This is a genomic window from Rhodoferax sp. GW822-FHT02D07 (assembly GCF_058802405.1).
Window position 1 is genome coordinate 127,674 of the sequence record NZ_JBXAOD010000002.1, and the last position, 18,759, is coordinate 146,432.

17 protein-coding genes are annotated in these 18,759 nt (G+C 63.3%); 4 read left to right on the forward strand and 13 right to left on the reverse strand.

The features are described from left to right. Positions 1-31: 31 nt before the first annotated feature. From AC1RNN_RS05295 to mltG, 6 genes are read right to left on the reverse strand one after another with little or no spacing between them, the layout of a single operon-like run. Positions 32-691 carry an ankyrin repeat domain-containing protein gene (locus tag AC1RNN_RS05295; protein WP_493088008.1) on the reverse strand — a complete coding sequence of 220 codons (660 nt, stop codon included), beginning with the start codon at positions 689-691 and terminating at the stop codon, positions 32-34. Then, positions 688-1,479 carry a TatD family hydrolase gene (locus tag AC1RNN_RS05300; protein WP_493088007.1) on the reverse strand — a complete coding sequence of 264 codons (792 nt, stop codon included), beginning with the start codon at positions 1,477-1,479 and terminating at the stop codon, positions 688-690. Before AC1RNN_RS05300 ends, AC1RNN_RS05295 begins: the two co-directional genes overlap by 4 nt. Positions 1,480-1,539: 60 nt before the next feature. After that, complete coding sequence (locus AC1RNN_RS05305; protein ID WP_493088005.1) at positions 1,540-1,899, reverse strand: PilZ domain-containing protein; 360 nt, start codon at positions 1,897-1,899, stop codon at positions 1,540-1,542. A 9-nt stretch (positions 1,900-1,908) separates the two neighbouring features. After that, positions 1,909-2,922, reverse strand: coding sequence for a DNA polymerase III delta subunit-related protein (locus AC1RNN_RS05310; RefSeq protein ID WP_493088004.1), 1,014 nt, complete (start codon positions 2,920-2,922; stop codon positions 1,909-1,911). Then, entirely contained in the window at positions 2,919-3,554 is a 636-nt protein-coding gene (gene tmk / locus AC1RNN_RS05315) for a dTMP kinase (RefSeq protein WP_493088003.1), read from the reverse strand. Before tmk ends, AC1RNN_RS05310 begins: the two co-directional genes overlap by 4 nt. 23 nt (positions 3,555-3,577) lie before the next feature. After that, positions 3,578-4,561, reverse strand: a complete 984-nt coding sequence (gene mltG / locus AC1RNN_RS05320; RefSeq protein WP_493088001.1) for an endolytic transglycosylase MltG — start codon at positions 4,559-4,561, stop codon at positions 3,578-3,580. 46 nt (positions 4,562-4,607) lie between these two features. On the opposite strand from mltG, the gene ygfZ reads away from it, so the two are divergent. Together ygfZ and AC1RNN_RS05330 are read left to right on the forward strand one after the other, a co-directional pair. Then, entirely contained in the window at positions 4,608-5,543 is a 936-nt protein-coding gene (gene ygfZ / locus AC1RNN_RS05325) for a CAF17-like 4Fe-4S cluster assembly/insertion protein YgfZ (protein ID WP_493087999.1), read from the forward strand. 93 nt (positions 5,544-5,636) lie between these two features. Beyond that, a complete protein-coding gene (locus AC1RNN_RS05330) occupies positions 5,637-6,269 on the forward strand; it encodes a protein phosphatase CheZ (protein ID WP_493087998.1) in 633 nt (210 codons plus the stop codon). Positions 6,270-6,278: 9 nt separating this feature from the next. On the opposite strand, the gene AC1RNN_RS05335 is transcribed toward AC1RNN_RS05330, so the two are convergent. Beyond that, positions 6,279-7,145 carry a YbgC/FadM family acyl-CoA thioesterase gene (locus AC1RNN_RS05335; RefSeq protein ID WP_493087996.1) on the reverse strand — a complete coding sequence of 289 codons (867 nt, stop codon included), beginning with the start codon at positions 7,143-7,145 and terminating at the stop codon, positions 6,279-6,281. Between the two features lie 13 nt (positions 7,146-7,158). Then, complete coding sequence (locus AC1RNN_RS05340) at positions 7,159-8,151, reverse strand: alpha/beta hydrolase (RefSeq protein ID WP_493087995.1); 993 nt, start codon at positions 8,149-8,151, stop codon at positions 7,159-7,161. Between the two features lie 57 nt (positions 8,152-8,208). Here AC1RNN_RS05340 and gbd point away from each other — a divergent pair, with 57 nt between their 5' ends. Both gbd and AC1RNN_RS05350 read left to right on the forward strand, forming a co-directional pair. After that, the gene (gene gbd, locus AC1RNN_RS05345; protein WP_493087993.1) at positions 8,209-9,345 is read left to right on the forward strand and encodes a 4-hydroxybutyrate dehydrogenase; all 1,137 of its coding nucleotides are present in this window, start codon (positions 8,209-8,211) and stop codon (positions 9,343-9,345) included. 221 nt (positions 9,346-9,566) lie between these two features. Continuing rightward, on the forward strand, positions 9,567-12,344 hold the full coding sequence (locus AC1RNN_RS05350; protein ID WP_493087992.1) for an EAL domain-containing protein: 2,778 nt from the start codon (positions 9,567-9,569) through the stop codon (positions 12,342-12,344). A 28-nt stretch (positions 12,345-12,372) separates the two neighbouring features. Here the strand turns inward: AC1RNN_RS05350 and AC1RNN_RS05355 are convergent, their stop codons facing one another. From AC1RNN_RS05355 to AC1RNN_RS05375, 5 genes are all read right to left on the reverse strand, one after another. Then, on the reverse strand, positions 12,373-13,389 hold the full coding sequence (locus AC1RNN_RS05355; RefSeq protein WP_493087991.1) for an alpha/beta hydrolase: 1,017 nt from the start codon (positions 13,387-13,389) through the stop codon (positions 12,373-12,375). Beyond that, complete coding sequence (locus tag AC1RNN_RS05360; protein ID WP_493087989.1) at positions 13,386-14,543, reverse strand: patatin-like phospholipase family protein; 1,158 nt, start codon at positions 14,541-14,543, stop codon at positions 13,386-13,388. The genes AC1RNN_RS05355 and AC1RNN_RS05360 overlap by 4 nt, the downstream gene beginning before the upstream one ends. A 2-nt stretch (positions 14,544-14,545) precedes the next feature. Beyond that, positions 14,546-15,352, reverse strand: a complete 807-nt coding sequence (locus AC1RNN_RS05365; protein ID WP_493087987.1) for an HDOD domain-containing protein — start codon at positions 15,350-15,352, stop codon at positions 14,546-14,548. A 118-nt stretch (positions 15,353-15,470) separates the two neighbouring features. Then, positions 15,471-16,166, reverse strand: coding sequence for an Npun_F0296 family exosortase-dependent surface protein (locus AC1RNN_RS05370; protein ID WP_493087985.1), 696 nt, complete (start codon positions 16,164-16,166; stop codon positions 15,471-15,473). Positions 16,167-16,315: 149 nt separating this feature from the next. Beyond that, complete coding sequence (locus tag AC1RNN_RS05375) at positions 16,316-18,748, reverse strand: Tex family protein (RefSeq protein WP_493087984.1); 2,433 nt, start codon at positions 18,746-18,748, stop codon at positions 16,316-16,318. Positions 18,749-18,759 lie beyond the last annotated feature (11 nt).

Below are 18,759 nucleotides of genomic sequence, written 5' to 3' on the forward strand. Positions count from 1 at the left end.
ATATACATCGTATAAAGTAAATATAAGCTCGTTACCAAGCTCCTTTGGGCCGTCTTGCGCGGATAAACGCGGCGATGATGCTTGTGGAATCGCTCTTCTTGACCCGTTCTGCGAAGTCGATGGCCGTCAAGCCCAGCTCGTTCTTGAGCGTGGGATCTGCGCCTGCTTCCAGCAGCAACTTGACGGCGGATGCGTTGCCGTACATCGCGGCCATCATCAAGGGCGTGGTTCCGTTGGGCGATGCAGCGTCGATGTAGGCATGCTGGTCTAGCAGCAGCTGCATCACTGGCACCTGGCTGTTGGTTGCCGCGTAATGCAATGGAGTCCAACCCGGTTTGTTCACGTCGGCGTCTTTTTCAATCAGCTGGGTGCAAATGTCCAGATAGCCAGCCAGTGCGGCCAGCATGAGCGGGCTTTCATCTTGCGCGTTCCGGACCTCGACCTGGATGTCCGGGTGCTGGATCAGGATGGCAGCCGCATTCGGTGCAGGTGCTTTCAAGGCGACCATCAGGGCCGGCGTACCCTTCGGATTCGGGGTATTGGGGTCAAACCCGCGTTCCAGAAGCTGCGTCACTACGGTGGCGTTGTCGGTGTCCAGAGCCTTGAAGAAATCTTCATAGGAACCAGCCTGGACTACCGAAAATCCAAATAAAACAATAAAGTATACGGAATTTTTAAACCAATTTCTCATGATTGAGGTCGAAACAAATTATCGAAATTGGAGCTGCTGACCTGAGCCATGGTCTCTACATCGCAGCCTTTGAGCGTGGCCAGCGTCTGCGCCACGTAAGGGACGTAGGACGGATTGTTGGTTTTTCCGCGGTACGGCACTGGTGCCAGATAAGGGCTATCGGTTTCTATCAGAAGCCGGTCCATGGGTACCATGGCAGCAACATCGCGGATGGACTGGGCACTCTTGAACGTCAGAATTCCGGAGAATGAAATATAGAAGCCCAGATCCAGTGCCGCCTTGGCTACGGCTTGGTCCTCGGTAAAGCAGTGGAATACGCCACCCGCTGCACCTGCTCCACCAGTTTCCCCTTGCTCGCGCAAAATGGTCAATGTGTCGTCCGAAGCGCTGCGGGTATGTATGACCAAGGGTTTCTGAACCACTTGCGCAGCCTGGATATGGCGCCGGAACCGCTCCCGCTGCCACTCCATGTCCGCCACCGTGCGCTCCCCCAGACGGTAGTAGTCCAGCCCGGTTTCACCGATGGCGATGACTTTGGGCAAGGAGCCCAAACGCACCAATTCTTCCACCGAAGGTTCGGTGACACCTTCATTGTCGGGGTGTACGCCAGCGCTGGCCCAGATGTGGGCATGCGCAACTGCGAGCGCGTGCACAGACGGGAATTCTTCGAGCGTGGTGCAAATGCACAGGGCGCGGTCCACGCGGGCCTGCTCCATGGCCTGCTGGATGGCAGGCCAATCTGCTGCCAGTTCCGGAAAGGTCAGGTGGCAATGGGAATCGGTAAACATGAAAATCCATCCATCAGGGGATGCGTCCCCTGCAGCGGCCCGGGCCACCGGGCCGGGGTATCACACGGTTTGTGTGGGGCGGTCAGACGCCATATGAGCGCCCAAAATCTCTTCGATCTTGAGTTTGAGTTGTCGCGATTTCTCGTCACTGGGAAACAGGATGCCGACACCTTGTGTGCGACCACCGGATGCCTTGGCCGGCGTCACCCAGGCTACTTTGCCCGCGACGGGATAGCGTTGCACATCCTCGGGCAAGGACAAAAGCACGTAGACGTCGTCACCCAAGGCATATTCACGAGTGGTTGGAATGAAAACCCCGCCTTCTGTGAACATGGGGATGTAAGCGGCATACAGCGCTGCTTTTTCCTTGATGGAAAGCTGGATAACGCTGGGACGGGCGGTGGCGGGATTGGTGCTCATGGTCGCGACTTAATGCCTTGAGTTTAGGGCCGATTGGGCTTGTACGACAAGCGCCTCCACCATCAGGCCTGCATTGAAGGGGTGGTCCATGGTCTTCATGGCGGCAGACAGGGCCTTACTCCAGCGGCCCAGTATCGGCATGGGCACCTGGAGCGAGCCCAGATCGCGGGACTCGAAAAAGCGCGGTGAGGCGCCACACAACTTGGCCATTAGGTCGTGACACAGTTTGTGCTGGGCATCGATGATCTGCGGGGCGCTCCAGTCTTTCACCGCAGCAACATCGCCTTGCGCCATGGCGCGTGGAAAGGACGCCCATGCTTGCGGATTCCGGCCGGAATCTGCAAATGCCAGAGCATCCGCTGGACGCCCGCCCGTTGCCTGCAGCAACTGGCGTGCTTTGGCAGCGTCCATACCCTGCCTTTCTAGCCACTCGGTCGCCTCCGCAGCGTCGGGCCAAGCCATGGTGTGGCCGATACAGCGGCTGCGGATGGTGGGCAGTAGTTGGTGGGCGGATTCGCTGGCCAGCACGAATTTCACGTCGCCGGGTGGCTCCTCCAGGGTCTTGAGAAGCGCGTTGGCGGTGATGGCATTCATGTTTTCAGCCGGAAAGACCACGACCACCTTGCCCCGCCCACGTGCGCTGGTGCGTTGGGCAAACTCCACGGCATCGCGCATGGCGTCAACCCGGATTTCCTGGCTGGGCTTGCGCTTTTTGTCGTCGATCTCGCCTTGGGCCTTTTCGCTCAGCGGCCAGTCCAGCGCCAGCATGGTCGTTTCTGGCATCAGCATGCACAAGTCAGCATGGGTGCGCACGGCAATCGCGTGGCAACTGCTGCACTGGCCACACGCGCCTGCGGGACCGGGCTGCTCGCACAGCCAAGCCGATGCCAGCGACAACGCCAGGGGATATTGGCCCAGGCCGGACGGTCCTTGCAGCAACCAGGCGTGGCCGCGCTGGGCCAGCAGGGTCTGGGTCTGCGCCGCAATCCAGGGCGGTACGGTGACCGAGCGTGCTTCGCTCATGCTGGCAGCACTCCACGGGCCTGCAAAGCGACCTGCACATCACGCCACACCTGCGCGGGCGTCTGGTGCGCGTTGATGCGGACAAAACGCTCGGGATCTTGCGCCTGACGGCGTGCATAGCCGGCAGCCACGTTTTCAAAGAAGGCCACAGGTTGCGACTCGAACTTGTCAGGCACACGCGCTCCGGCCAGGCGTTCTGCGGCCACTGCCGGCGGCAGGTCAAACCAGACAGTGGTGTGCGGTTGCAGAACGAAAGGCTGCTCCCTGCCCTGCACCCATTGCTCCAGTTGCTCCAGCACCTGCCAGTCAAAGCCCCGGCCACCGCCTTGGTAGGCGAAGGTAGCGTCGGTAAAGCGGTCACACAGAACCACTTCGCCACGCGCCAGCGCTGGCAGGATCACGCGCTGCACATGGTCGCGGCGCGCCGCAAACACCAGCAACGCCTCTGTCATGGGGTCCATGGTGTCGTTCAGCACCATACTGCGCAGTTGTTCGGCCAGCGGTGTGCCGCCGGGCTCGCGTGTCAGGGTCAGCGCCCTGCCCTGGGCGCGTAAGGCATCCGCCAGCGCCGTGATATGGGTGGATTTGCCGGCGCCGTCGATGCCTTCGAAGCTGATGAAAAGTCCGCTCATGCCGTCCCTGTGTGCTGCCGGGCTCATTGGCCCCGCTGGTATTTGTTGACCGCCCTATTGTGCGCGTCCAGTGACTCGCTGAACTCGCTGCTGCCGTCGCCACGGGCCACAAAATAGAGCGCCTTGCTGGCTGCAGGCTGTACTGCCGCCAGCAGTGCCGCCTTGCCGGGAATGGAGATCGGGCTCGGTGGCAAGCCTTCCCGTGTGTAGGTGTTGTAGGGCGTGTCCGCCAGCAGGTCGGCGCGGCGGAGGTTGCCGTCAAAGGATTCGCCCAGACCGTAAATGACGGTGGGGTCTGTCTGCAGGCGCATGCCGATGCGCAGGCGGTTGCTGAAGACGGCCGAGATCAGGGCTTGGTCACTTTGTTTGCCTGTCTCTTTTTCAATGATGCTGGCCAGAACCAAGGCTTCCTGGGCCGATTTGAGCGGCGTCTGTGGGTCGCGGGCCGACCAGGCTGCGTCCAGTTGCAGGTCCATGGCACGTCGGGCCTGCTGCAGCACGGCCAGATCACTGCTGCCTTTGGCATAGGTATAGGTATCGGGGAAAAAGCGACCTTCCGGGTGGACACCGGGCAGTCCCAACTGCCCCATGAGCGCGTCGGCGGACAAGGTCTGGCTGTCGGGGCGCAGGTGGTCGGCCTTGCGCAGGGCCTCACGCACCTGGCGGAAGTTCCAGCCTTCGACGAAAGTGACGCTGCGCAGTGCCTGATCGCCATCCACCAGCTTGCGCAGCAGGCTGCGCGGGGTGGCGCCAGTCTCGATTTCATAGCTGCCGGCCTTGATGGCACGGGATTGGCCGGAAAGCCGGAACCACCAGTACAGCAGTGCGGGCGGAGTCTCCACGCCTGCGTCGCTGACGGCATTGGCTACCTGACGGGCGCCTGCGCCCGGAGCGACTGTCAGGTCCAGCACCGCAGCGCGCAACGGCAGGGGCGACTGCACCCAGACGTAACCCGCCCCCAGCAAACCCAAGGCAGCCAGAGCTACCGCAGCAAGAAACAAGCGCACAGCCCTACTTCCAGTCAGTCATCAGAGTCGGAATCATAATTCAGCCATGAGCACCGAGACCCTCTCCGCACCCCCCTCTTCCGCCCTGCATGGCGTGGCCCGCCTGGATCATCTGGGCGTGATCCAGATCGAAGGCGAAGACGCCGCCAAATTCATCCATGGCCAGCTCACGCAAGACTTTGCCCTGCTGGATCTGACACAGGCCCGGTTGGCGGCTTTTTGCTCTGCCAAGGGGCGCATGCAGGCCAGTTTCATCGGCTTCAAGCGCGTTTCGGGTGACATCCTGCTGGTCTGCAGCAAGGACCTGCTGGCCCCCACGCTCAAGCGCCTGTCCATGTTTGTGATGCGCGCCAAGGCCAAGCTCAGCGATGCGTCCGAGCGCTTCGACATCTACGGCCTGATCGGAAATGCTATCGATTCAGGAGCTGCTAGCGAAGATTCCACGTGGGCTATGGCCGAATTGGATGAAAAATCCACCATCAACCTCTACCCTGCAAACGGCCAGCCACGCCAGCTCCGTGTGCAGCCAGCGGGCACGCCAGCGCCTGCGGGGGACACGCTGTCTGCCGCCCTGTGGCGCTGGACCGAAGTGCGCAGCGGCGTGGCCACCCTCACCACGCCGGTGGTGGAGGCTTTTGTGCCCCAGATGCTCAATTACGAATCTATAGGCGGCGTGAACTTCAAGAAGGGCTGCTATCCCGGCCAGGAGGTTGTGGCCCGCAGCCAGTTCCGCGGCACGCTCAAGCGGCGTGCCTTTGTGGTGCACAGCGATGGCGCGCTGGAGGCAGGCCAGGAGGTGTTTTCTGCGGCCGATGAGAGTCAGCCCGTTGGCACCGTGGTGCAGGCAGAGGCGGCACCCGGTGGCGGCAGTGATGCCATCGTGTCCATGCAGCTCTCCGCCGTGGAGGCTGGGCCTTTGCGGGCTGGTGCGGCGTCCGTGCAGCTTTTGCCCCTGCCCTACGCCTTGCTTGAGGACATTTAAGGTACGTTTTTCTGCCTTTCATGGCATCCGGGCCACGCGCTGGATTCATAATAATCAGACCGTACAACGACGTCGGGAAGGGATTGTCTGTCTATGTCAACGCCGCTCAACAAGGAAGAAGCCTTTGCCCGTCTGGGCGCCATTACCCGTGAGATGCACGAAGCGCTGACGGCCTTGGGCGGCAACCAGTTGCACAGCATCGTCGAGGAAATCCCCAACGCGCGCGACCGTCTGGCCTATGTGGGCAAGATGACCGAAGACGCCGCCAACAAGGTGCTGACCCTGGTGGAAACGGCCAAACCCGAGTGTGATGATCTGGCCACCCGCGGTCTGGAGCTGGGCGATTCGCTGAACCGCCTGGCAGCATCCCCCGACATGAGCGTGGACAAGGCGCGGGGCCTCATGGTGGTTTGCGGCAAATTTGCCCAACGCACCGCCCACTTTGCAGAAGGCCAGAGCGGCGTGCTCAGCGACATCATGATGGCGCAGGACTTTCAGGATTTGTCTGGCCAGGTGATCAAGAAGGTCATTGACATCATCACCCGTACCGAGATGCAGCTGGTGCAACTGCTTATCGACAGCAGCCCGGACACCCGGGTGCAAGAAAAGACCACTTCCAGCGAACCCGTGACCGTGGACAACCACGTACTCGAAGGCCCGCAGACGGCGGCCGACGCCCTTAAGCAGGACGACGTGGACGACTTGCTGGCCTCGCTAGGTTTCTAGCGCGGCCCTTCAGCCCAAAGCCAGCACCATCTCCTGGTGCGCAATGCCGGCCTCTACGAACACCGGCCCACGGCGTTCATAGCCTTCCCCCAGATAAAAGCCCTCGGCGCTGCACTGGGCGTGCAGCATGATTTCCTTGTCGCCGCGTTCGCGGGCTTTTTGCGTGAGCGCGCGCAGCACCTGCAGGCCCAGGCCACCGCCCCGCAGCATCCGGTGCGTAGCCATGCGGCCGATGCGGCCCACGCCAGGCGCATGCGATAGCAGCCGGCCGCTGGCCACCACCTGCCCCAGGAGATTGTGCACCACGGCATGTACCGCGTCCGGATCGGCCTCATCCACCACCAGATGCTCGGCAATACCCTGTTCGTCCACAAACACGGCCCGGCGCAGGGGCGTAATGTGTGCGCCCAAGGTCTGCCAGTCACCCACAGCGGTCTCGGTCGGCGACTGCCCGGCGCCTTGCGCGGCGAAGGCCTGGCGCAGCGGCTCGGGCACGGGGCGTGCTGTCTGGCTGTCGGGGTCGGCAAATACATAGAGCAATTCGCCTGACACCAGCAAGGCCTCACCCCGGAAGATGCCGCCCTCAAACACCATGGACGAATTGCCCACCCGGGCGCAGCGCAGGCCGATGTGCAGCATGTCGTCATAGCTGGCGGAGGCGTGGTACTCCAGCGTGGCCTTCTTCACATACATGTCGCCACCCAGCAGCGCCATGCTCTCCTGGTAGGGCATGGCCAAGGCGCGCCAGTACTCGCCCATGGCGGTGTCCAGGTACATCAGATAGTGGGCGTTGAAAACAATCTGCTGCATGTCTACCTCGGCCCAGCGCACGCGCAGGGGGGAGACAAAGCGGAAATCAGAGCGTTGCAAGGTCATGGTGGTGTGCGGTTCAGGGTGTGGCAAACGCCTGGCGCAGCGCGCGGGCGGCGTCAGCATGGGCAATGGCGGCTTCAGGGATGGCACGCCCCATCTTGATGAATTCATGGACCATGCCGCGGTAGATCTCCAGATCCACCGGCACGCCGGCCATGCGCAGGCGGTCGGCGTAGGCTACGCCCTCATCCACCAGGGGGTCGCATTCTGCCAGACCCACCCAGGCAGGGGCCACGCCAGCCAGGTCGACCTCAAAGCCGTCCGGTCCTTTGCCGTCCAGCGGGGCAAAGCGCCAGTCATCACGGTCAGCCGGGCTACGGATGTACTGCTCAAAGAAATAAGTGATATGCGGCTCTTCGATGACAAAGCCGGTGGCGAACTTCTGGTGGGACGGCGTGTCCTGGTGGCCGGCACAGCCGGGATAGAACAGCAGTTGCAGCGCCAAAGCCAACCCGGCGTTGCGCGCTTCGATGGCGCAAGCCGCCGCCAGCGTGCCGCCTGCGCTGTCTCCGCCCAAGGCGACGCGACTAGGGTCCAGTTGGCGCGACGCGCCTTCCCGGGCCACCCATTGCACGACGTCCCAGGCGTCTTCATGGGCCGTGGGGAATTTGCTGTCCGGCGCCAGCCGGTAATCCACCGAGAGCACGGCGCATCTCGCCAGATGCGCCAGGCGGCGACACAGGCCGTCGTGGGTGGCAATGCTGCCCACGGTAAAACCACCGCCATGGAAGTAGATGAGTACCGGCAATACGCCAGTCGCCGGTGCATAGTGGCGCACGGGGATGGCATGGCCGTCCCGGGCAGATACGGTGAAATCTTCCACCGTGGGCAGTTGCTGGGTGGGCAGTTCCAGCACATTGGCGCCAGCGGCATAGGCCGCCCGGGATTGGGCTGCGCTCAACGCGTGCATGGGCACATGGCCAGCGCGGGCAATGCGGTCCACCACGCTGCGCATGGCTGTCGTCAGAAGGGCACGCGGATTGGCGTGGCGGTCATCGTGGTGACTCATGGAATCTTGGCTTCTTGCTACAGTGTTTTCCCATTCAATCCTACACGGCAGGGCAGCATGGCACTTATCTATTACGTGACCCAGATCCAGTTCGAATGCGGCGCCGTGCGCCTGCTCAAGCAAGAATGTGAGCGTGTGGGCATTGCCCGCCCGCTGGTCGTGACCGATCCGGGCGTCAAGGCCGCCGGCATCCTGCAAAAGGCGCTGGACGCCCTGCCCGGTTTGACGGTCGCCGTCTTCGACCAAACCCCTTCCAACCCGACCGAAGCCGCCGTGCGCGCGGCGGCGGCGATGTACCAGGCGCAGGGCTGCGACGGCTTGATCGCTGTGGGCGGCGGCTCGGCCATCGACTGCGCCAAGGGCGTGGCGATTGCCGCCACGCACGAAGGGCCGCTGACCCATTACGCCACCATCGAGGGGGGCTCAGTGCGCATCACGGACCGCGTGGCCCCCATCATCGCCGTGCCCACCACCAGTGGCACCGGCAGCGAGGTGGCGCGCGGGGCCATCCTCATCGTGGACGACCACCGCAAGCTGGGGTTTCACAGCTGGTACCTGGTACCCAAGACCGCCATCTGCGACCCCGAGCTGACCCTGGGCCTGCCGCCCAAGCTGACCGCAGCCACCGGCATGGATGCGATTGCGCATTGCATGGAGACCTTCATGGCGCCGTCCTTCAACCCGCCGGCCGACGGCATTGCGCTGGACGGCCTGGAGCGCGCCTGGGCCCACATTGCCCGCGCCACGCAAAACGGTAGCGACGTGGAGGCCCGCACCCAGCTCATGAGTGCCAGCATGCAGGGCGCCATGGCCTTCCAGAAAGGACTGGGGTGCGTGCATTCGCTCAGCCATAGCTTGGGCGGCGTGGATCCGCGCCTGCACCACGGCACGCTCAACGCCATGTTCTTGCCCGCCGTGGTGGCTTTCAACGCGCAAGCCGAATCGGTGCAAAAGGACAAGCGCCTGCAGCGCATGGCCCACGCCATGGGCCTGGGGTCAGCCAGTGACATTGGCGAAGCGATCAAGGACATGAACGCCCGTCTGGGCCTGCCCATGGGCCTGGCTGCCATGGGCATATCGGCCGCACAGTTCGACCAGATCATCACCGGCGCGCTGGCAGACCACTGCCACAAGACCAACCCGCGCATCGCCAGCGCTGAGGACTATCGCCAGATGCTCGAAAGCGCTTTGTAGCACTGTGTACCGGGTCAGGATGGAAGCCTGGTGGACGGCGATCGCCGCCCTGCGGGATACGCCTGCCTACAAGCCGCACTGACGCGAGGCGCCCGCACTGTTGTGGTTTGCCCGTCCGAGTCGCGGCTAAACTGCCTTCGGCATAAAAACAATGACAAAGGCGCCCCAGGCGCTTCAGGGAACCAACAGTAATGCGCAGCTATTCGATCAAAACGTGGTTGATGCGGGGAACCTACCCGCGGTTATTTCTGCCTATCCTGGGCATCATCGTGGCGGTGACCCTGGTGCGCTACCACTTGATGCTGGATGCCGAATTGCAGGAAGCCAACGCGCATCAGCAAGCCCAGTTGCAGACCATTGGGCACTATGTGTTGCCACTCATGGTCCGCGCCAGTGCCAATGGTTCCGACGCGGAGTTGCAAGCCATGCTGGATGCCGAACTTGGCTTCCATCCTGATATTTTGAGCCTGCAATGGAACCGTTACCGGCAGGCGCTGCAGGCCGATGCCGTCAACCCTGCGCGCTCGCAGGCACCCGAGTGGTTTCAGCGACTGGCCGCCTTGAAACCTCTCAGCCAGAGTTTCTCCGACCCCCTGCCCGATGGCACGGAGGCCCGCCTGGTTGTGGTGGTGGGCACCACCCAAAGGCTGGACCAGGTGTGGCACACCATTGGGACCCAGATGCGCATTACGGTGCTGAATATCTTCACTATTCTGTTTTTGCTCACCTTGCTCTTGCGCGCCAATGCGCGCATGTTGAGCCGGCTGAACCTGGCCACCGAGCGATTCAGTGCAGGGGCACTACAGACCCGCATGGAGGAGAAGGGAACCTTGGAAATGCGTGCGGTCGCCCAGACCTTCAACGGCATGGCGGGGCAGATCGAGGCCTTGATCCAGTCCCTGCAAAAGACGCAGCAGGAACAAGAGGAGCAGCTGCATTTCACCCGGCAACTCATCAACGCCCTGCCCCTGCCGGTGTTTGTGCGCGACAGCGATGGCAAGTGCCTGGCAGTCAACCAGGCATGGGAAGCGTTTTTCAGCACCCCGGCCCAAACCGTGGTCGGCAGTCCCTTGCGCAGCGATTTTCTGTCCTTGCCCCATGCGCATGAGGGGCGCACGCGCCAAGTACTGAATCGCAAGGACCACGAAGTGGTGGTCAAGGCAGGTGCCTACGATGTGCGCGAGATGGTGTACTTCAAGGCCCCCTTCACTTTGCTGGATGGAAGCGTGGGAGGGAGCATCGGTGCGCTGGTCGACATCACGGAGCGCAAGCTGGCACAAGAGGCCTTGCTGCAGGAGAAAGAGCGTGCCGTGGTCACACTCTCCTCGATTGCCGACGGTGTCATCACCACCGATGTGCACGGCCATATTGACGGTCTCAATGAGGCCGCCCAGTTCCTGACCGGTTACACGGAAGCACAAGCGTTGGGACGCCCCCTGACTGAGGTATTTCAGCTGGATGCCGCCTCCCAAGTACTTCCCAAAAGCCTGCGTGCGGATCAGCTGCACTGCATTTCGGCTCCGGTGCATGCGATCAACCAATTGCTCTTGCACCATTCCGGCGAGCGCTATGCGATTGAATTCACGGCGGCGCCGATTCGCCAGGACCGGGGCAGCACCGGCGGCTGTGTGCTGGTGTTTCGCGATGTGACGGAAACCCGGGACCTGCGGCAAAGAATCTCCTGGCAGGCCCGCCACGATGCCCTTACGGGGCTCAACAACCGTGAAGCCCTGGCCGAACGCCTGACCCACGCCCACTACGAGGCCAGGAAAAATGGTGATGCGCTGGCGGTGTGCTTGCTGGACCTGGACCGTTTTCAGGACGTCAACACGCAGTATGGCCATTGGGCGGGCGACCGTTTGCTGAAAGAAGTGGCATTGCGCCTGAAAGACTTTGCAGAAGATCCGGCAGATGTTGCACGGCTGGGTGGCGATGAGTTCGTCGTCCTTCTGCGCGGATTCCAGAACGAAGCGGGCATGCAGAACCAGACCCTGGTACTACTGGAGCGCCTGTCACAGCCGTACGCCATTGACGACCTGCAGATCCACGTCAGTGCCAGCGCCGGTCTGGCACTGCTCCCCCCGGACAGCACCAGCCCGGACACCTTGCTGCGCCATGCGGACCAGGCCATGTACCAGGCAAAGCAACAGGGGCGCGGTTTTCATGTATTTGACGCACGGCAAGACCAGGTGGTACAGACCCGATACACCCAATTGGCCCGTTTGACCATTGCCCTGCACCAGGGTGAGTTCCGTCTGCATTACCAACCCAAGGTCCATTTGGGGACCGCAGAGGTGGTCGGTATGGAGGCCCTGTTGCGCTGGCAACACCCTGAACGCGGCATGCTGGCGCCGGGTGAGTTTCTTCCCTTGATGGAACACACGGAACTGATCGTGGAAACCGGCGAATGGGTGTTGCAGCAGGCACTAAGCCAATTGCAGGTATGGGTGGGCCAGGGCCACCGCTGGGGCGTCAGCGTGAACATTGCGGCGCGCCATTTCCATCGCGCTGATTTTGTGGACCGGCTCCGCGAGCTGCTTGCGAGCTACCCATTGGCCCCCTCCAATCTGCTGGAACTGGAAATCCTCGAATCCGCCGCCTTACAGGATATTCCGCATATGCGCCAGGTCATGCAGGGTTGCCAGGCTTTGGGCGTCCGCTTCGCGCTCGACGATTTCGGCACCGGCTTTTCCTCGCTCTCCTATCTCAAACGCCTGCCTGCGGAGACCATCAAGATTGACCGGATGTTTGTGGAGGGCTTACTCGACGATCCCGAGGACTGCACGTTGGTGGAAGCCATCGTGGCACTGGCGCAGGCATTTGACCGAAGCGTGATTGCCGAAGGGGTCGAAACGGTGGCGCAGGCTGCTAAATTGCTCGAACTGGGCTGCGCCCTGGGTCAGGGCTATGGAATCGGCCGCCCCATGCCGGCGGAGGATGTCGTCCCCTGGGTGCTGTCCTACAACGCCTTGAACCGAACGGCGCTTGTAGACACCTGAACCTGCGCGGTACCGCGCAGGGCCCGCTTTACAGGCCGCGCTGAAGCATGGCGGCCACCGGTGCCGACAGGCTGGACATAAAGCTTTCCACGGCCTGGGTATAGGGCGTGCCCAAGCCCAGCTCCTTGTTGATCTCGCCATGCGACATGTCCTGCGGCAGCACCTGCACGCGCACATTGAGCTGGCTGGCGTGGGTGGCAAAGGCCTTGGCCTGGCCGCAGGAATCATCCCGTCGGGTGGAGCACACCGTCAGCAGCGGCTTGGCGCCCGTGCTGAGCTGCTGCAGCGGCGATACGGCCTTCCAGAACGTGGGGTCGGTACCAAAAGCGGGGTCGTAGAGCTTGTAGTGGCGAGATTGCATGATGGGTGCCACGTCCAGCGCTGCGCTGTCCAGTGCCACTGTGCCTAACCAGGGCTTGGCCCCGGCCTCGCCCGCCAGCGTGGCCGACGAAGCCAGCAGCGCCACTAGGTGGGCGCCAGCCGAGTGCCCCATGAGGATGAACTGTTGCGGATCCGCCCCCCAGTTGGCGGCGCGCGCCTGGGCGCTGGCCAGGGCCAGGGCCACGTCGCGCACCTGGTCCAGCGGGTCAGCTTCGGGCAGTAGGCGGTTGTTCACCGATATGAATACAAAGCCCTTGGGCACCCAGCGGGCCACCTTGTTGTCCACCACATTGCCCATGCGCTTGTCGCCCATGCGCCAGGCACCACCGTGCACCATGAAGATGACGGGTGCGGCGCCCTGCCCCGCCGGGCCGGTGGCGGGCAGGTACACGTCCATGCGCTGCTTGGGGTCGCTGCCGTAGGCGAGATCGCGCAGCACCTTGCGCGCGACGGCGCCGCTGGCGGTGCTGGTGTCTTGGGCGTAGGGTTCTTCCAGCGTCTGCTCCGGCGTGGATGCGCCCGGGCCGGGGGCCGCGCGGGACTCGGCGCGCGTGGCCAGCCGTTCCTTGATGCGGTCCAGCAGCGGGCCGGCCGATGCGTTGACGGCACCCAGGGTCAGGGTGGTGGCCAGCGCCACCGACAGCGTGGAGAACAGCAGTTTCATAGCGGGCGTACCAGGTTCATGTCGGGCTTGTCCAGCCAGGCGATGAACTCGTCCACCATCTGCTGGCTGGCACGGGTGGCGGCGGTCCACGCCTTCACCCGTCCAGCCAGATCATTGCCATAGTGCGTAAAGTCTGTACGGTCCGGAAGTTTGCTGTTCGGTAAAGTTTTGACCCACTCGGGGTTGGGCGCCAGCAGCACCATGGTGTCCAGGTAGGACGTCGCGCGGTGGCGCCACTTCAGGCCCTTGTCCAGCCAGCCCGGCACCACGCTTTTTTGGAAGTGCGGGTATAGCACCAGGTTTTTTGCATCAAAACCGTCTCCAGCCCCAGTGGACTTTGCGCGAGTAGCTACCTTATTCATAGCATTTTGGGCGCCGGGATAGTTCAGGTGCAGGTGGTAGTCGGTGATGCCGCCGTCCCAGTAGGCGCCCGCAGGCGCGCCGGGGATGTTGTGGATCGCCTTGAGCACAAAGGGAATGGAGCAACTGGCCTGCAGCGCATCCATGAAGTTGGCCTCGCTCAGTGCCACCTGGCGGGTGCGGTAGTCGCCCGTGGCAAACGGCAGTGGGGCGCAGGCCGCGCCCTGCACCGCATGCGGGCTGGAAAACACTACCCGTTCCAGCCAGGCGCCCATGGCCTTGCGGTGCACGGTATTGGTCAAGAACGCCCCCAGATAGCCCAGCGGCGTGCGCAGGCCATGCTCCGTGCGCAGCAGGTGGCGACCGCGTGAGGTCACGATGTGCAGGCGGTAGCGCGGGTGTTGCAGCACCTCGGGCAGGCGGCCGCCGTAAAAGGCCTGCAGGTTCTTGCCAAAGGTCTCGCTCACCTGCTCCGCGCTCACGCGCTTCTGGCCGGGCGGCAGCTCGTAATGCTGCTGGATGTAGTCGTGCTCCAGCCGCGCAAACGCGGCGGCCGGGTCATTCAGGCAAGCGCTGGCCATGCGCCAGGCACCGATTGAGGCGCCTACCAGGTCCACTGGCTGCTGCGAGCGCAGCAACCAGTCGCCAAAGATGAAGCGGTCCAGCGCGCCCAGGATCAGGCCCTTGGGGCCGCCGGCGGCGCCGGGAATGGTACGAATGTGTTCGGGAGGCAGGCCGTGTGCGGCCAGGGAAGCCCGGGCCTTGGGCCCGGCGTAGATGTGAAGTGCTTGCATTCTTAGGTATATGCGCCCCAGTCAAAGGGGTCTTGCTGCAAAACCATGTCGATATCCAGGCCCAGCGCTATGCCCACAGTGCCCGGGAAGGTGACGGCCAAGCCGCGCTGGGTCAGGCCGGCTTCCTTGCCGCGCGCGCGCCATGCCGCCAGATGGATAACGCCGGCCAGGGGTTCATAGACATGGTTTTCAAACGGGGCGTACTGGTGCTCCAGCGCGTCCACCATGGCCTGCGGAAAGTTCCACATGCGCGCATAGCCCGCCCCCACGCTGGCATAGCAGTAGCCCAGGGTCTTGCGTTCGTGGGTGGCGCGGCTCAGGCTCAGCGGGTCCACTTCCTGGTCCATCGCTGCCGAAATATCCGGCAAGGCCAGGTGCAGGGCCAGCTCGCCTACGGCATGGATGAGTCCGCACGTGAAGGCGGCCTGCTGGTTCAGGCGCACCAGGCCCGCCAGCGAGCGCGACACGCGCGCCACATTGAGGCTGTAGTCCCAGAATTGCTGGAGCTGGATGCCGGGCACGGCCTTGAGAGAAGCGCCGCTGGCAGCGGCCTGCGCCATCTTGCGCACCTGGCCCAGGTCCAGCAGGGCCAGTGCTTCGGACACGCTGTTGATCTTGCCGGACATCTGGAAGAAGTCCGAGTTGGCGAGCTGCAGCAGGCGCGTGGTCAGCGCCGGGTCGGTGCTGATGAGCTGGGTGATTTTCTTGAGGTCGATCTCGGGGCGTTCGAGCTCGCTGAGCAGCAGTGCCACCACTTTGGGGATGCTGGGCAGATTGAACTGCTGCTCCAGCAAGGCACTGAGTTTCATGGCGGCGGTCTCCTCAACCAACTTTGGGGATGCAGCGATTATCTATCCGCGCGCGCACCCGGCAGTCACAAAAGCGAAACCCCGCCGCAGCGGGGTTGTCACAAGCGGGCCTGTCGGCTCAGCGGCTTTGCTGGCGCTTGCGGCGGGCGACTACGCCCATCAGGCCCAGGCCGGCCAGCAGCATGGCGTAGGTCTCGGGTTCGGGGACCGCGCTGATGAAGGCGTGGTTGTCGGTTTCGAACGCGTTGGAGGTGGAGCTGAAGGTGATCTTGGTGATCTTTTCGCTGCCTTGGGTGAACACGTTGAAATAGCGTGCGTAGCTTTGGTCACCATCAGCGGGGATCTTCACCGACGAGCCGTTGAAAGAGGCCAGGGCGGTGTTGCCGTTCCAGAAGGTCACCGTGTTGTATGCGTCAGGAGAGCCCCACAGGAAGCCGAAGTAGCTCAGGCCGCTGCTGAAGCTCACGCTGGCGGTGCCGGCTTGCACGCCGGTGTTGCCCACCGAGTAGTAGTTACCCAGTGCGCCTACGGGGCGGGCGGCTTCACCGGAAATCAGGTCGGTGTTGCTGAACAGGGCGCCGTCGGTGTAGGTGTAGCTCACGCCAGCGGCGGAACCGCTGTGGACCACGTCGCCATTAGCAGCGCTGCCAGCCACTGCGGAGCTGTTGTTGACCGGGCTGGTGCCGAAATCAATCGTCTGGGCGCCGGCCTGGCTGCTGGTGGTGCCATTGGTGACCGAGCTGGTCAGCGCGTGGGCGGAGAGAACAGGGGCGAGCGAGGCAGCCAGAGCAATGGAAACAAGGCGCATGGTCATGGGGATCCCAAATTGTTAGCGGTTGTAATTTTTCTGGATTTTGCCCGCTGGGTGACTATGGCCAAATAGTCCATCGAGACTAGCCGCACCTGGTGAAAGGGCCTAAAGCGGAACTAGTTCACACTTTTGGCCCTTGCTGGCGGCTGCGCTCAGCGTTTGAGTTTGGCGAAGGCGCTGGCCATGGCGGAGTTGGCGACCGGGGTGTTGTCGCGGTAGCTGCCCTGCTGGCGTTCACCGCGGGCTGGGGCCTGGTAGCGGTTGTCCCCCGCCCCCTTGCCATCGCCGCGGCGCGCGCCGGCCGGGGCGGCGCCCAGTTTCATGGTCAGGCTGATGCGCTTGCGGGCCGCATCCACTTCCAGCACCTGCACCTTGACGATGTCGCCGGTCTTGACCACCTCGCGCGCGTCGTTGACGAACTTGTGCGCCAGCTGGCTCACGTGGACCAGACCGTCCTGGTGCACACCCAGGTCCACAAAGGCGCCAAACTGGGCCACGTTGCTGACAGTGCCTTCCAGAATCATGCCTTCCTTCAGGTCGGCAATGTCTTCCACGCCTTCGTTGAAGCGGGCCACCTGGAAGTCCGGGCGCGGGTCGCGGCCGGGCTTTTCCAGCTCGGTGAAGATGTCCTTGACCGTGATGACGCCGAACTGCTCGTTGGCAAACAGCTCGGGCTTGAGGGTCTTGAGCATGTCGGCGCGGCCCATGATCTCGGCCACGGGCTTGCCGGTTTTGGCAATGATCTGCTCCACGACCGGATAGGTTTCCGGGTGTACGCCTGTCATGTCCAGCGGGTTGCTGCCGTCGCGGATGCGCAAAAAGCCCGCGCTCTGCTCAAAGGTCTTGGCGCCCAGGCCGGTGACTTTCATCAGGTCCTGGCGGCTGCCGAAGGCGCCATTGGCATCGCGCCAGCGCACCACAGCCTTGGCCACGGTGGCGGACAGGCCGGACACACGGGACAGCAGCGGCACCGATGCCGTGTTCAGGTCCACGCCCACCGAGTTCACGCAGTCTTCCACCACCGCGTCCAGCGTCTTGGCCAGTTCGCTCTGGTTCACGTCATGCTGGTACTGGCCCACGCCAATGCTCTTGGGGTCGATCTTCACGAGTTCAGCCAACGGGTCTTGCAGACGGCGGGCGATGGACGCCGCACCGCGCAGGCTCACGTCCACATCGGGCATTTCCTGCGAAGCGTATTCGGAGGCCGAGTAGACCGAGGCACCGGCTTCCGACACGACGACCTTGTCCACCTTGATTTCGGGCGCACCGGCCTGTGCAGCCATCTTGGCAAGCAGCTTGATCAGGTCGCCGGCCAGCTTGTCGGTCTCGCGGCTGGCGGTGCCGTTGCCGATGGCGATCAGGTTCACGCTGTGCTTGGCGCAGAGCTTGCCCAGGGTGTGCAGGCTGCCTTCCCAGTCGCGCTTGGGCTCGTGGGGGAACACGGTGGCGGTGTCCACCAGTTTGCCGGTGGAGTCCACCACGGCCACTTTCACGCCCGTGCGGATGCCGGGGTCCAGGCCCAGCACCACGCGGGGGCCGGCGGGAGCTGCCAGCAGCAGGTCGCGCAGGTTGTCGGCAAACACCTTGATGGCCACCTTCTCGGCGTCCTCGCGCAGGCGGGCAAACAGGTCGCGCTCGGTGGACAAGCTGAGTTTGACCTTCCAGGTCCAGGCCACACATTTGCGCAGCAGGTCATCCGCCGGACGGCCCTGGTGGCTCCAGCCCAGCTTGAGGGCAATGCGGCCTTCTGCCAGCGACACCACGGTCGCTACTTTTTTGATGGCTGCTTGCGCACCATTGGCGGGGGCTGCAGGCAACTCTGGCTCGGGAAAAACGAGTTTCACGTCCAGCATGTCCAGCGCGCGGCCGCGGAACACGGCCAACGCGCGGTGGCTGGGCACGCGGCTGATGGGCTCGTCGTAGTCGAAATAGTCGCGGAACTTGGCCACATCGGGATTGTTCTCGTCCTTGCCCTCGGCCAACTTGCTTTGCAGCAGGCCCTCGCTCCAGGCCCAGCCGCGCAGTTCCTGCACCAGCACCGGGTCTTCGGCCCAGCGCTCGGAGAGCAGATCGCGCACGCCGTCCAGCACCGCGAATACGGTGGAGAAATCGGGCTGCTTGTCGGCGATCTGTTCTGCGGTGAGTGGCGGCTTGAGGTAGGCCTCGGCCACCGTGGCCGGCACCAGCGTGGGGTCGGCAAACAGCGCATCGGCCAGCGGCTCCAGCCCGGCTTCCTTCGCCAGTTGGCCCTTGGTGCGGCGCTTGAGCTTGAAAGGCAGGTAGATGTCTTCCACTTCCTGCTTGGTGGCGGCGTTGTGGATGGCGGCGATGAGTGCCGGCGTCAATTTGCCCTGCTCGTCGATGGCCTTGACCACCGCTTCCTTGCGGTCGGCCAGCTCGCGCAGGTAGGCCAGGCGGGTTTCCAGTTCACGCAGCTGGATGTCGTCCAGCCCGCCGGTGACTTCCTTGCGGTAACGGGCGATAAAGGGCACCGTGGCGCCTTCGTCCAGCAGGGTGACTGCGGCTTCGACTTGCTGGGGGCGGACCTGAATTTCTTGCGCGATTTGCGCGATGATTTTCTGCATTGCGAAAAAAT

Bases quoted from the DNA above. Each gene is read 5' to 3' on its own strand.
- AC1RNN_RS05335 (WP_493087996.1), bottom strand. From the start codon at position 7,145: ATGACCTTGCAACGCTCTGATTTCCGCTTTGTCTCCCCCCTGCGCGTG.
- AC1RNN_RS05375 (WP_493087984.1), bottom strand. From the start codon at position 18,748: ATGCAGAAAATCATCGCGCAAATCGCGCAAGAAATTCAGGTCCGCCCC.
- AC1RNN_RS05295 (WP_493088008.1), bottom strand. From the start codon at position 691: ATGAGAAATTGGTTTAAAAATTCCGTATACTTTATTGTTTTATTTGGA.
- AC1RNN_RS05330 (WP_493087998.1), top strand. From the start codon at position 5,637: ATGTCAACGCCGCTCAACAAGGAAGAAGCCTTTGCCCGTCTGGGCGCC.
- gbd (WP_493087993.1), top strand. From the start codon at position 8,209: ATGGCACTTATCTATTACGTGACCCAGATCCAGTTCGAATGCGGCGCC.
- tmk (WP_493088003.1), bottom strand. From the start codon at position 3,554: ATGAGCGGACTTTTCATCAGCTTCGAAGGCATCGACGGCGCCGGCAAA.
- AC1RNN_RS05340 (WP_493087995.1), bottom strand. From the start codon at position 8,151: ATGAGTCACCACGATGACCGCCACGCCAATCCGCGTGCCCTTCTGACG.
- AC1RNN_RS05355 (WP_493087991.1), bottom strand. From the start codon at position 13,389: ATGAAACTGCTGTTCTCCACGCTGTCGGTGGCGCTGGCCACCACCCTG.
- AC1RNN_RS05350 (WP_493087992.1), top strand. From the start codon at position 9,567: ATGCGGGGAACCTACCCGCGGTTATTTCTGCCTATCCTGGGCATCATC.
- AC1RNN_RS05305 (WP_493088005.1), bottom strand. From the start codon at position 1,899: ATGAGCACCAATCCCGCCACCGCCCGTCCCAGCGTTATCCAGCTTTCC.
- AC1RNN_RS05370 (WP_493087985.1), bottom strand. From the start codon at position 16,166: ATGACCATGCGCCTTGTTTCCATTGCTCTGGCTGCCTCGCTCGCCCCT.
- ygfZ (WP_493087999.1), top strand. From the start codon at position 4,608: ATGAGCACCGAGACCCTCTCCGCACCCCCCTCTTCCGCCCTGCATGGC.
- AC1RNN_RS05365 (WP_493087987.1), bottom strand. From the start codon at position 15,352: ATGAAACTCAGTGCCTTGCTGGAGCAGCAGTTCAATCTGCCCAGCATC.
- AC1RNN_RS05310 (WP_493088004.1), bottom strand. From the start codon at position 2,922: ATGAGCGAAGCACGCTCGGTCACCGTACCGCCCTGGATTGCGGCGCAG.
- AC1RNN_RS05300 (WP_493088007.1), bottom strand. From the start codon at position 1,479: ATGTTTACCGATTCCCATTGCCACCTGACCTTTCCGGAACTGGCAGCA.
- AC1RNN_RS05360 (WP_493087989.1), bottom strand. From the start codon at position 14,543: ATGCAAGCACTTCACATCTACGCCGGGCCCAAGGCCCGGGCTTCCCTG.